The sequence below is a fragment of the Amycolatopsis sp. FDAARGOS 1241 genome, from assembly GCF_016889705.1.
Taxonomy (GTDB): domain Bacteria; phylum Actinomycetota; class Actinomycetes; order Mycobacteriales; family Pseudonocardiaceae; genus Amycolatopsis.
Genome location: NZ_CP069526.1, coordinates 8,444,503 through 8,457,670, shown reverse-complemented (window position 1 = coordinate 8,457,670; position 13,168 = coordinate 8,444,503). Strand labels below are relative to the sequence as shown.

Genomic DNA, 13,168 nt, shown 5'->3' with positions numbered 1-13,168 from the left:
CCCGAAAGGACCGACCCGGTGCGTTCGACCAGCAGGCTGGTGCTGTTCCTGGGCTTGCTGTGCCCGCTCGTCCTCTCGGGGTGTACCGGGTCGTCCGACGAAAACGACGTCGCGTCGAGCCAGGTCGCGGCGACGTCGGCGGCGCCGGCCGGGCCGATCGCGGCCGTGTGCGACAAGGTGCCGCCCGGACCCGCCACCGCGCCCGCCGGGGCGGTGACCGTGGCGGCGGCCGACGACCTCGCGGCCAAGGTGCGGGGCGCCGCGGCGCGCACCACGTTCTGGCTCGCCCCGGGCAGCCACCACCTCGGCAACGACCGGTTCGACCAAGTCGAGCCCAAGGACGGCGACGTCTTCGTCGGCGCGCCCGGCGCCGTGCTCGACGGGCGCAAGCTCAACCAGTACGCCTTCACGGGGCACGCGAAGAACGTCAAGATCACCAACCTCACCGTGCAGAACTTCACCGCGCCGCGCGACGAGGGCGTGGTCAACCACGACTCCGGCGACGGCTGGGTGATCCTGCACGCGACCATCCAGGACAACGACGGAGCCGGCCTCATGGCCGGCGCCAAGCAGCAGGTGCTCGACAGCTGCCTGCGCCGCAACGGCCAGTACGGCATGAACGCGTTCGCCGAGGGCGACGACATCACCGGGCTCGTGGTGCGCGGCAACGAGATCACCGGCAACAACACCGGTGACTGGGAGCACAAGATCGACGGCTGCGGCTGCACCGGCGGCATCAAGTTCTGGGCCGTCAACGGCGCCGACGTGATCGGCAACTGGGTGCACGACAACCGCGGCACCGGGCTGTGGGCCGACACGAACAACAACGACTTCCTCATCGAGGGCAACCTCATCGAGAACAACGACAGCTCGGCCATCACCTACGAGACCAGCTACAACGCCGTGATCCGCAACAACACGATCCGGCGCAACAACCTCGCCGACGGCCGCGCCTACACCGACCGCGGCGACACGTTCCCCGTCGCCACGATCTACGTTTCGGAGTCGGGCGGCGAACCGCGCGTGACGGCCCGCACGTCGAAGCTCGAGATCTACGGCAACGTCTTCGAGAACAACTGGAACGGCGTCACCCTGTGGGAGAACGCCGACCGCTTCTGCAACAGCCCGGCCAACACGTCCAGCGGCGTCTGCACGAAGCTCGTGCCGGATGTCGGCAAGTGCGCCGCGCCGGCGATCGCGAAGAAGCCGCTGCTGGACGACTGCCGGTGGAAGACCCAGCGCGTGGAGGTGCACAACAACCGGTTCATCCTGCAGCCCTCGGCGATCGACTGCCAGGAGACGTGCGGGCGCATGGGGCTGCTGTCGAACTTCGGCACGTACCCGGACTGGTCGCCGTACAAGGGCGACGTGGTGCAGCAGGCGATCACCTTCAAACAGGGCAACACCTGGCACGACAACGCGTACGTGGGCCCGTGGACGTTCATCGCCACCGACATGAGCCACGTCCTCGGCATCGGGGAGTGGGAGGGCGCGCCGTACAACCAGGACGCGCGCACCACGTACCAGCGCGGCGGGGGCGGCTGACATGGCTCTGCTGAGCAGCATCCGGCAGCCCACGGCCGCCGAAACCGCCGAACGGACGCCGAAGCTCGTCGGTGCGGCATGGGCGCTGCTGATCCTCAACACGCTCGGGTCGACCGGGGCGCAGACCGTGATCCCGCTGCCGCGCGCGGTGAGCCAGCTCGTGACCATGGGCGCGTTGATGCTGGCGTTCGTGATGGCGCTGGCGCTCAACCCCCGGCTGAAGCTCCGCCCGAGCGCGTACCTGCTGCTGCTCACCCTGCTGCTGGTCACGAGCGTGGTGGCGAGCCTGCACCTGGAAGCCGGGTTCGGTTCGCTGTTCCGCTGCTTCCGCTTCGCGGTGTTCATCGCGACGCTGTGGCTGCTCACGCGCTGGTGGAACGGCTCGTTCACGTTCGTGCGCCACCACATCCGGATGTTCTACGGGGTGCTGGTGTCGGTGGCGATCGGGTTGGTGATCGCGCCGGGCAAGGCGATGCCGGACGTCTACGGCGGCCGGCTTTCGGGCGCGGTCTGGCCGCTGACGCCACCGCAGGTCGGGCAGTACGCGGCCGTGATCAGCGGGCTCGCGGCCCTGCTGTGGCTCGGCAAGCGGACGACGGCGACGAGCGCGTTGGTCATCATCGTGCCTTCGCTGGGGTTGCTGCTGCTCACGCACACCCGCACGGCCACGCTCGGGCTCGTCGCCGGGCTCGTGGTCGCGCTGCTGTCGCTGGCGACCACGAACGCCCGCGCGCGCAAGGTTTTCACCACGTTCGTGCTGGTGGCGGGCTTCGCCGCGGTCGCGCTCGCCGGCCTGCTGCAAGCGTGGTTCCTGCGGGGGCAGAGCGAGGAGAACTTCTCGAGCCTCACCGGCCGCGCGAAGGTGTGGGACGCGCTGCTGGCCGCGCCGCGCACGATCAACGAGTACATCTTCGGCGTCGGGCTCACGGACAAGTCCTACGACGGCCTGCCGATCGACAACAGCTGGCTCGCCGTGTACCACGAGCAGGGGTTCACGGGCATCGCCATCGTCGCGGCGTTCCTGCTGGTGCTGGTGGCCGTGGCGGTGCTGCGGCCGCCGTCGCTGGCGCGCGCGTGCGCGATCTTCCTGATCACCTACTGCATCTCAGCTTCCTACACCGAGGCCGGGCTCGGGGACGCGTCGCCGTACCTGCTGCACCTGGCGCTGGCCGCGACGCTGCTCGCGCAGGGCACGGTCAAGGACACCGAAGACGAGTTCATCCCGAAGGGGCAGCCCGTATGAAGGTGCTCGTGGTCCACAACCGGTACCGCTCGGAGCAGCCGAGCGGGGAGAACAACGTGGTCGACGCGGAGGTCGCGCTGCTTTCCGCGGGCGGCGTGCAGGTGGGGCTGTTCGAGCGGCGCAGCGACGACATCGCGGCGATGTCCTTGCCGGGCAAGGCTTCCGTGCCGCTGCAGGTGCCGTGGAACCGGTCGGCCCGTGCCGCCCTCGCGGCGCGGCTGCGGGTGGAGCGGCCGGACGTGGTGCACGTCCACAACACGTTCCCGCTGCTGTCGCCGTCGGTGCTGGCGGCGTGCGCCGACGCGCGCGTGCCCGTGGTGGCGACGCTGCACAACTACGGCCTGGTCTGCCCGCCCGGCACGCTGTACCGCGACGGGAAGGTCTGCACCGACTGCGTCGGCGGCGCTCCTGTCCCCGCGGTGCGGCACGGGTGCTACCGCGGATCGGCCGTGGCGACGCTGCCGATGGCGGTGAACCTCCTGCTCAACCGCGCGCGCTGGCGCAGCGGCGTCACGCGATTCTTCTGCATCTCCGCCGCCCAGCGCCGGGTGCTCGTGGACGCGGGCATGCCGGTCGCCCGGATGACCGTGAAGCACAACTTCGTGACCGACCCCGGTGTGCGGCGGTCCGGCGACGGTGAGCACGTGCTGTTCCTCGGCCGCCTGACGCCGGAGAAAGGCGTGCCGCTCCTGATGGCGGCGTGGGACCTCCTCGGCGGTGCGCTCGGGCTGCCGCTGGTGATCGCCGGGACCGGGCCGCTGTCGGACGAGGTTTCGGCCTGGGCTTCATCGCGGTCGGACGTGTCGTACGTCGGCCTGCGGGACAAGGACTCGTGCCGCGCGCTCACCGCATCCGCGGCGGCGGTGGTCGCGCCGTCGGCCTGGCTGGAAGCCTTCGGGCTCGTGGTGGTGGAAGCGATGGCGGCGGGCGTGCCGACGGTCGCGCCCGCGCACGGCGCCTTTCCCGAACTGATCTCCGACGGCGTCACGGGTGTCTTGCACGCGCCGGATTCCGCCGCGGCGCTGGCCGACGCCTTGCGCGACGTCGTCTCGGACCGCGACCGCAACCGCAAGATGGGCGAGGCCGCCCGCCACCGCTACGACGACGACTTCACCCCGGAGGTCGGGTTCCGCCGTCTCATCGAGGGTTACGAAGCCGCCATCGCCGCCCACGGCTCGGCTTGACACCGAAGTGACGGCGCTTCGGATTCGATGGACCCACCGGCTGCGGCCGGCTCGATCGATGCGATGGATTCGAATGGATTTAACGGTTCGCTGGGTTCCGCGGGTGAGAGGGCGTTCGGCTCGATGAAGAACTTCACGCTGACGACCTCCGCGCGGCCGGGTTTTCCGCCGGAAAACCCAGCGCCGGCGGCACTCGGCTCGGCCTTGCCGGGTTCCGCGTCCGTGGCGCCCGGTTCGGTGCCGGCTTCGGCGCAGGCGGGCTCCAGCCCGGCGTGCTCCGTGCCAGCTACTCCCGCGCTGCCGGGTCCGGCGCCGGTCGCTGCGCGGCGGAGATCAGGGCAATGAGAACCGCCGTCCGCACGGCGCCGGCGGCGTTGCCCGCCGTGGTGCGCACGCCGTCGTTGGTGGCGGCGGTGGCCGGGCTCGTCGTCGTGGTGGTGCTGGGTGTGGGCTTCGCCGGGGACACCGCGGCGAGTGCGTTCGACGCGCCGCTGCTGCCCGGACCGGACTTGCTGCCGGATCCGTGGTGGTACGTCGCCACGGTGGTGGACTTCGTGGGCGAGCCGATGGGGTCGGCGATCGTGCTCGTGCTGTTCGTCGGGGCGGCGCTCCTGGCGCGACGGGTGCGCACGGCCCTGCTCGTCCTCGTCGGCTGCGGGCTGACGATCGCGGTGACGTCGCTGCTCAAGCCCCTCACCGGCCGCACCATCCACGGCGGCTTCCTCTCCTACCCGAGCGGCCACACGGCGTTCGCGACCGCACTGGCGCTCATCGGCGCGTTCGTGCTGGCCGACCGCCTGGGCCGCGCCGCGGCGCTGACGGTCACCGCCGCGCTCGCCGTGGCGTGCGGTGCGCTGATGGCCTGGACCGAAGTCGGTCTCGGCGCCCACTACCCGACCGACACCATCGGCGGCTTCGGCGCGGCACTCGCGATCATCCCCGCGACGGCGTACGCCGTGGACCGCGTGGCCGACCGGCTCTAGGTCTAAAACTGACTGAGGTTGTTGACAGTCTTGGGCTCCTGATCTTGGGAGGCCTATGGCTGAGCGAGTGTGGAGTGAGAAGGACCTGGTCAGGCGTGCGAACCGGCGTCTGGCCGTTCTTCGTCACGTCGAGGAGGTCAGCGGGAACGTGGCGGCGACGTGCCGGTACTTCGGGATCCGCGGCAACATCTTCGACCGGTGGAAACCCGCCTTTGGGAGGACTGGGGCTCGGATGGGTTGGAGGACCGCTCGAGCGCCCCGCGTTGCACTGCCCGACCATCACCCACCCCGAGGTGGTCGAGAAGATTATCCATCCGCGGCAGCACTACCACTTCGGCCAACTGAAGATCGAGATGTATCTGCGTCGCTACCACGACGTCGAGGTCGCTGCCTCGACGATCTACCGCATCCTCAAACGCCTGGGCATGAACCGCTTGCCCGCTTCGCAGCGCTACCAGCGCCACCAGAAGCGGTGGAAGCGCTACGAGAAACAACGTCCGGGCCACCAGCTGCAGATCGACGTCAAGTTCGTCGAGCCGATCACCACCAGCACCGACCAGCGCAGGCGGAAGTTCCACCAGCACACCGCGATCGATGACTGCACCCGCCTGCGCATCCTGCGGATCTACCCGCGCTCGGACCAGAAGACCGCGATCCAGTTCCTCGGCTACGTCCGGTCCCGGCTGCCGTTCCAGGTCGAGAAGATCCAAACCGACAACGGTGCGCCAGTTCCAGACCGCTTTCCACTGGCACCTCCTGGACCAGGGCATCGGCCATGCCTACCTCCGGCCCGCCACGCCACGGTTGAACGGCAAAGTGGAACGCTCCCACCGCATCGACGCCGAAGAGTTCTACCGCCTGCTCGACGGCGTCGTCCTCGGCGACATCGGTGCCTTCAACGACAAACTCAAGGAATGGGAGGACTACTACAACTTCCACCGCCCTCACGGCGGCCTCGCCGGCCAGACCCCGTATGAGAGGCTGCTACAGAAGACCCAACCCCACGCCCAACCTGTCAACCACCAACGACAGCAGCACATCTAGGGCGCGCGCACTCCGTCGACAGGCACCGCGGGCTCGAACGCGAACCGCGCCTCGGGTACGAGCCGGGCGATCCCTGGAACGTGCTGCCCGCGTCCTGGTGGTACGGCCCCGCCTGCCACTGCTGTGGCGTGAGGACCCGGCTGGTGTCGTGGGCGACGAAAGTCCACGGGCCCGAGTAGGTGTTGTCCGTGAAGTGGTTGTCCTGGTCGAAGGTCACCGCCTGCTCGACCGCTTCGCCCCGGTACGGGGACCAGTCGGGGTAGCTGCCGTAGTTCGACAACACGGCTGTGCGCCCGCAGTACTGCGTGCAGCCGAGGTGGGCCGGGTCGAACGTGAACGTGTTGTCGTGCACCGTCACGTGCTGGGTCTTCCACCGGCAGTCGTCGTAGAGCGGCCGCTGGGTGATGCCGGGCGCGGTGCACTGGACCTTCGTCGCGAACGGTGTGCAGTAACCCGTCGACGTGTTGGCCGGGCTGTTGCAGAAGCGGTCGGCGTTCTCCCACAGCGTCACGCCGCCCCAGTTGTCCTCGAAGGTGTTGCCGCCGATGTCGATCTGGTGCGTGCGCGCGCTCAGCCGTGGCTCGCCGCCGGATTCGGAGACGTAGATCGTGGCGACGGGGAAGTCGTCGCCGGCCGCGGCGCGCTTCTTGCCGGCGACGATCCCGTTGCGGCGGAACACGTTGCCGCGGACGGTGAGGTTGTGGCTGATCTCGTAGAACAGGCCTTCGGCGTCATTGTCCTCGATGACGTTGTCCTGCACGAGGAAGTCGTTGTCGTTCGTGTCGGCCCACAGGCCGGGGCCGTGGTTGCCGTGGACCCAGTTGCCGGTGACGTCGGCGCCGTTCACCGCCCAGAACTTCACCCCGCCGCTGCACCCGCAGCCCGGCGATTTCGTCTCCCAGTCGTCGGTGTTGTTGCCCGTGATCTCGTTGTCCGCCAGCACGAGCCCGGTGATGCCGTCGCCGGCGCGGTAGGCGTTCAGGCCGTACTGCCCGTTGCCGGCCAGGCAGCTGCGCCGCACCTCCTGCCGGTCACCGGCCATGAGCGCCGCGCCGCGGTTGTCCCGGATCGTCGTGTCCTCGACGACCCAGTGGGTGCCCGAGTCGTGGTTCACCACGCCCTGGTCCTGTGGCGCGGCGAAGTGCTGGATCGTCAGGCCGCGGATCGTCACGTCCTTCGCCGCCCGGTGAACGCGGCGTGGTTCACGTTCCGGCCGTCCAGGACGGCGCCGGGCGCGCCGAGGTAGGTGTCGCCGTCCTTGGGCTGGACCTGGCCGAACGCGTCGGCGCCGAGCGTGTGCGTGCCGGGTTTGAGCCAGAACGTCGTGCCGGCCGGGCCGGCCTGCGTCGCCGCGGCCAGGTCGCCGTCGCGCGCCGGGTCCACCACCACGGCCCCCGCCGGCGGCGACTCGTACTCCGTCACCACCGTGGCGCACACGCCCGCGGGCGTCGCCGCGGCCGGTGTTTCGCTCACGCCACTCGCCAGCAGCACGAACACAGCCACGACGGCCCCGGATCCACCCATGGTTCGAACGCTACGAGTCGCCCACGCCTGCGTAACTTCCCTGATGGGGTTCGGCCGGCGCCCCGACGGGTGAACTTCCCTTCCCGGACAACACATTTCTCCGAAGTTGCGCACTTCGTGGATCATTTCCGCAGTGGACGGACCCGCGATCAGCCCAGGTTCGTCGACCCGTCGATCCGCGTGAAGGCGTCCCCGGCGTTGTTCAGCTTCACCTGCGGCACGCCGAGCATGTCGCCGATGCCGGCGGACGTCTTCGGCAGGTCGACCCCGCCGACGTTGACCGGGTTCGCGCCGTTCCAGGTGTGCGGCTTGGCGTGCTGCTCACCGATCTCCATCACGTACTTGCCCGGGTTGGCCGCCTGGTGGTGCTGGACCGACTCCGCCCCGTACGAATTGAACATCGCGTGGCGCTGGAACAACCCCGCGCCGCCGAGCTGGTCGCGCCGGGCGGGGTTGCCGCCGATGCCGATCACGTCGACGTCGTGCGCCTTCGCCGACTCGATGACCTGGCCCACCAGCCGGTTGTTCGGGTTGGCGTTGATGAACTTCTGCAGGTCCGGGTGCATCGGGGTGCCCGGAGGCGAGTTCAGGTAGTCCTGCACGTGCGCGTTGTGCGCGTCGTCGCGCAGGCTCTCCAGGTAGACCTTGTTGACGCCGCTGTTCTTGAGGTCTCCCATGTTGTCGCGCATCATCTGCAGGCCCGGGTGGTTGCCGTCGTGCGCGCCGCCCACGACCACGCCGTCGTACTTGTCCAGCAGCGAGTGGGTGGCTTCCGGCTTGTCCAGCACGGGCCGGAGGCGCGCGTCCACGTCTTCGTCGCGGTCGTAGTCGCGGTGGTCCTGCTTGTTGTTCTCCACCGACTGGTTCGCCGTGTGCTGGTCACGCCGATCCTGCATGTCCCAGAAGTCCTTGGTGTTGGGGTCGTTGCGGCCCAGCGCCTCGATGGCTTCCGAGTTCTTGGATGCCTGGGGGACCAGATTCTGCTTCACCGCCTGGTCGTGCAGCTGGTTCCCGAGCTCCAGGCCGTGGTTCTCCCGAATGGTCTGGGCGTCGTCGTTGAAGGACAGCCGCTGCTTGTGCGGGTTCGGCACGCCGGCGTTGTTCGCGATGCTGGTGAACGTCTGCTTGTCGTCGATCTTGTTCGGCGTCTTGCCCGGCTTGAACGACGTGCGCGGCCCGCGCAGCTCCAGCGACGGCCCGTTCGGTGTGCTGTGCGCCTGGTCGTAGGTCAGCTTGCACGGCGCCAGTCCCAGCGGGTCCGTCCAGCCGACGGGGTCCGCGACGTACGCGTACGGGTTCGCCGCCGGCGAAAGGCCCGACGGGTCGGGGCTGAGGTAGCGCGCCGTCCGCGGGTCGTAGTAGCGGTGGAAGTTGTGGTGCAGCCCGGTTTCGTCGTCGTGGTACTGGCCGGCGAACCGCAGGGGTGTCGGCATCGGGCCGGTGGCCGCGCCCCACGTGGTGAGGCGGCCGTGCCAGACGAGGCCCTGGTCGGCGTCGACGAGCTCCGTCGGGGCGCCCGCGAGGTCGGTGACGATGCCGCGCACGGCGTGGTCCCGCCACGCGCCGCTCGCCTGGTGCAGCACGCGCTCGGTCTGCGTGAGCACCCGTCCGCTGCCGGGCTCGCTGTGCCAGACCAGCGCGCGCACGCCGTCGGTGACCTGCTCGGCCAGCTGCTGCCCGTCCCAGGTGAACTCGGTGCGGGTGCGCACGGTGCCGGTCGCGTCGCGCAGTTCCTTGGCGACGCGCCGGCCGAGCGCGTCGTAGCGGTAGCGCCAGTGGTGCCCCGCGGGCGTGTACACGGCGACGAGCCGTTCGTGGCCGTCCCATTCGTAACGCCATTCGCCGTCGGCGGTCCGCCGCAGCACGAGCTTGCCGTCGGGGTCGTACTCGTACACCGCGGTGTCGTCGCGCTGCAGAACGCTGCCGGCGTACACGCGGTTGCCGGGCTGGACGAGGTTGCCCGCGGCGTCGTAGCCGTAGGTCTCGTGCGCGGCGGGACCTTCGACGGCCAGCGGACGGCCGACCGGGTCCAGCCGCAGCTGCCGCGGTCCGGCGAGGGTGTCCTCGACCGCGGTCACGGCGTCGTCGTGCCGGTAGTGCAGCGCGCGCTGCTGCACCGGCCCCGCCGCGGTGGTCAGTGTCTGCGTCACGAGCCGGTCGCGGGCGTCCCAGCTCTGACGCAGCTGCGCGGTCCCCAGCCGCCGCTCGACCTCGCGGCCTTCGAGGTCGCGGACGAACGTGAGCTCGCGGCCCGCGGTGCGCAGTGCGACCGGCCGGCCCGCGGCGTCGTAGCGCCATTCGGCGTGGGCGCCGCCCGGGGTCGTGCGCGCGGTGCGCCGGCCAGAAGCGTCGAATACAGACGTGAGCACGCGGCCGTTCACGGTCTCCGCGACCAGCCGGCCAACAGCGTCGTACGTGCGGCGCACGTCGGCGTCGTCGTTGACGGCCCGGACGAGCCGCCCGGCGCGGTCGTATTCGTACGTCGCCACGGCACCGTCCGCGTCCAGCCGCGTGATACGGCCGGCGGCGTCGTAGGTGAACCGCAGGACGCGGCCGCTCGCCGACGCCTGCTCGATCAACCGGCCCGCCGCGTCGTGGCGGAAGTGGCGGCGGCGGCCGTCGTAGTCGGTGTCCGCGGCGAGCCGGCCGGCGGCGTCGTACTCGTAGCGCCACTGCAGGCCCTGCTCGTTCCGCACGGCCGTGACGCGGTTTTCCGTGTCGTAGCTCAGCTCCACGCGCGACCCGTCGACCGCGGTGATCGCGACGGGCCGGTCGAACCCGGCATACGCGGTGCGCGTGACGGCGGTCCCGTCGCGGGTTTCGCGGAGGTTTCCCTCGCCGTCGTGGCTGAAGGACAGCCTCGTGCCGTCCGGCCGCGTGACGCTCAGCGGTTCGCCTTCCACGGTCCACGCGGTGCGGGTGACCGCGCCGAGCGCGGCGGTCGAAACGCTGGGCCGGCCGAAGCGGTCGAACGCGGTCCGCTCCGTCGCGCCCACCGGGTCGGTGACCGCGACCGGGAGGCCCGCCGCGTCGTACTCGAAGCGGGTCACCTCGCCGAGCGGGCCGGTCACGGCGGAGAGCAGTCCGGGCCGCGCGTACTCGAACGTCGTGCGGGCGCCGAGCGGGTCGACCCGCGCCGCGATGTCACCGTCCTCTGTGTACTCGCGCAGCCACACCGCGCCGTCGGCCTCGACGACCCGGACCGGCCGGTGCTCCTCGTCGTACTCGGCGGTGGTGCGGGTCCCGTCGGGGTTCTCGACCGCTACGAGGTCGCCGGCCTCGTCGTAGTCGTAGCGGGTGGTGGCGCCCAGCGCGTCGGTGCGTGCGAGCAGCCGGTCGCGGTCGTCCCATTCCATCCGGGTGGTGGCGCCGAGCGGATCGGTGACCGCGACGACCTGGAACGCGTCGTTGAGGTCGAAGACGCTCGTGGCACCCAGCGAGTCGACGGCCGTGGTGCGGCGCGGCTCGTAGGCGAGCGAATAGCGCAGCGCGCCGTCGCGGCCTTCGGCGCGCACGCAGCGGCCCTGCTCGTCGTACTCGTAGCGGTACCACATGCCGTTGCGGTCTTCCCAGCGCGCGAGCCGGCCCTCGGCGTCGTAGCCGAAGCGCAGCGCCAGGTCCGAAGAGTTGCAGACCTCGGCGAGGCCGCCGTGCTCGTCGTAGCCGTAGCGCACGAGCACGACCGGCGTGCCACCGCTGAGCAGCGTCAGCTCCGTGACGCGGCCGCCGGCGGTGGTCACGCCGACGTGGTGGCCGGCGGAGTGGACGACGTCGGTCAGCGCGCCGTTCTCGTCGTAGTCGAGGCGGAAGTGCTGGTGGCCCACCGGATCGCTGACCGTCACCAGCTGCCCGGTGACACCGGAGAACAGCAGCGCGCGGCCGAGGTCCGGCTGAGTGAGCACGTACGAGCCGTCGGCACCACGGGTCAGCGGCCACGCCGGGCCGGTCACCGGCAGCACGTCCGCGCCGACGACCGGGGCCGGGTACTCGAGGAAGGTGCCGTCTTCGGCCGCGAAGCGCACGCCGTCGGCGTCGGCCTCCACGCGCTGGTCGAGCGTCGAGGCCCACGCCGAGCCGAAGCCCCGGCCGATCCGGTACGACGACAGGTGCGTGCGCGTGAGCACGAGCGGCAGCGCCGCCGCGAGCCGGACGTCTTCCTGCGTGAGCATGACGCGGCCGGTCGACACGTCGATCGGGTCACCGCACGCGAGCCGGTCGGCCGAGGGGGTGTCGTTGGCGCGCGGAGTGGTGTTGGCGTCCTTGATCGTGGTGCTCTGCGCCGACGTCTTGTCCTTGCCCGCGCCACCTCCGTCCTTGCCCGCGCCACCTCCCGGGAGCCCGCGGTCGCTCGCCGGCGGGTCGAACGGCGGCGGGTCGCTCTTCGGCGGCGCCGGATCGGCCTTCGGCGGCGGCGGGTCGCTCCTGGGCGGCGGTGGGGTGTCACCGGCGCTCGAGGCCGTGGTGGTGTCGTCGAACTTGGGCGGCGGCGTGTCCTTCGGCGCCGGCGGCGGGGTGTCGCGCGGCGGCGGGGGAGTGTTCGCCGACGACGCGGTGGTCGAGTCGTCCGTCTTCAGCGGCGGTGGGTCGGACTTCGGCAGCGGGGTGTCCGTGGTGTCGCGCGGTGGCGGGGTATCGGTCGAGTCGCCGGTCTTGGCCGGCGGTGGCGGGGTATCGGTCGAGTCGCCGGTCTTGGCCGGCGGCGGCGTGTCGCGTGGCGGGGGCGGGGTGTCCGACGCCGGCGTGGTGCCGCCACCGCCGCCCTTGGCCGGTGGCACGTCCATCCCCTTGGGCACAGGGCCGATGCTCTTGGGCGTCGGCGCCGCGTCGACCTTGCCGCCCTTGATGTTCTTCAGTGCCTTGGCGGTGTCTTCCAGCACCGTCCCGGTCTTCTTGAGCAGCGGGATCAGCGCCTTGATCGCCTTGATCAGCTTGGTGGTGATCTGCGTGATCTTCGAAGCCGTCTTCGCCACGGCCTCGGCGACCTGCGGGATGACCCAGCTCAACCCGATCCCGATTGTCGCGACCACCTGCAACGCCCAGCTGACCAGGTGCCCGACGAGGTCGGCGATGATGTCGCGCACCAGCGCGCGCACGGCGGCCACGACCTCACCCGCGGTCTTCACACCGCTGGCCGCGCCCTCGCTGCCCTTCTGCGCGCTACCGAGCAGCTGAGTGAAGTCCTGGGCGCGCTTGCGGTAGGCGTCGGCCGCCTCGCCGGACCACGACTGCAGGTCGGCGTTGACCATGTCCTGCAGGTCGGACCCGATGGATTCGAGTTCCTTGGCGATGTTCGACCACGTCTCCGACTGCGCCTTGATCTGGTCGGCGTTGCCGGTGAGCCCGTTGAGCGCTTCCTTCAGGGGCCCGACGTGCTCCATCAACCACCCGACTCCGGCCGCGAGGATCGCCCCGAACGGGTCCATCGCCATCGACAGCGCGTCGAGCGCGGTGCCCACCGCGCCCATCGCGACCGACGCCCAGTCGCCGGTCTCGATCGCCGTTTTCACGTCGTTGGCGTCTTCGAGGAGCGTGATCCCGGAGTAGGACTTCGTCGAGTCCTCGGTCGGAGCGATCAACGGGTTGGTCATGGATGCCACACGGTGCCAGAGACCCCGGCGGTTCACCCCGTGTTCGCCGGAGAGATG

The 13,168-nt window shown here is 70.6% G+C and carries 7 protein-coding genes and 1 pseudogene; 5 read left to right on the top strand and 3 right to left on the bottom strand.

From position 1 onward, the window contains the following. Positions 1-18: 18 nt before the first annotated feature. The 4 genes from I6J71_RS41015 (at position 19) to I6J71_RS41000 (ending at position 4,955) form a co-directional block, all read left to right on the top strand. Positions 19-1,545 (top strand): right-handed parallel beta-helix repeat-containing protein, encoded by a 1,527-nt coding sequence (locus I6J71_RS41015; protein ID WP_239154196.1) that lies wholly within the window; start codon positions 19-21, stop codon positions 1,543-1,545. A gap of 1 nt (position 1,546) precedes the next feature. Beyond that, the gene (locus I6J71_RS41010; protein ID WP_204091763.1) at positions 1,547-2,788 is read left to right on the top strand and encodes an O-antigen ligase family protein; all 1,242 of its coding nucleotides are present in this window, start codon (positions 1,547-1,549) and stop codon (positions 2,786-2,788) included. Further along, positions 2,785-3,972 carry a glycosyltransferase family 4 protein gene (locus I6J71_RS41005; RefSeq protein ID WP_204091762.1) on the top strand — a complete coding sequence of 396 codons (1,188 nt, stop codon included), beginning with the start codon at positions 2,785-2,787 and terminating at the stop codon, positions 3,970-3,972. The genes I6J71_RS41010 and I6J71_RS41005 overlap by 4 nt, the downstream gene beginning before the upstream one ends. Positions 3,973-4,313: 341 nt before the next feature. Beyond that, positions 4,314-4,955 (top strand): phosphatase PAP2 family protein, encoded by a 642-nt coding sequence (locus I6J71_RS41000; protein WP_204091761.1) that lies wholly within the window; start codon positions 4,314-4,316, stop codon positions 4,953-4,955. Between the two features lie 137 nt (positions 4,956-5,092). Here I6J71_RS41000 and I6J71_RS40995 read toward each other — a convergent pair whose 3' ends face one another. Continuing rightward, positions 5,093-5,665 carry a hypothetical protein gene (locus I6J71_RS40995; protein WP_204091760.1) on the bottom strand — a complete coding sequence of 191 codons (573 nt, stop codon included), beginning with the start codon at positions 5,663-5,665 and terminating at the stop codon, positions 5,093-5,095. Between the two features lie 10 nt (positions 5,666-5,675). Here I6J71_RS40995 and I6J71_RS40990 point away from each other — a divergent pair, with 10 nt between their 5' ends. Then, positions 5,676-5,999: an integrase core domain-containing protein gene (locus I6J71_RS40990; RefSeq protein ID WP_204091759.1), complete on the top strand. Its 324-nt coding sequence runs from the start codon at positions 5,676-5,678 to the stop codon at positions 5,997-5,999. Positions 6,000-6,069: 70 nt separating this feature from the next. On the opposite strand, the pseudogene I6J71_RS40985 reads toward I6J71_RS40990, so the two are convergent. Both I6J71_RS40985 and I6J71_RS40980 read right to left on the bottom strand, forming a co-directional pair. Beyond that, positions 6,070-7,523: pseudogene (locus I6J71_RS40985) on the bottom strand (right-handed parallel beta-helix repeat-containing protein); the annotation flags it as partial. Positions 7,524-7,672: 149 nt separating this feature from the next. Continuing rightward, positions 7,673-13,111, bottom strand: coding sequence for an RHS repeat-associated core domain-containing protein (locus tag I6J71_RS40980; RefSeq protein ID WP_204091758.1), 5,439 nt, complete (start codon positions 13,109-13,111; stop codon positions 7,673-7,675). Between the last annotated feature and the right edge of the window lie 57 nt (positions 13,112-13,168).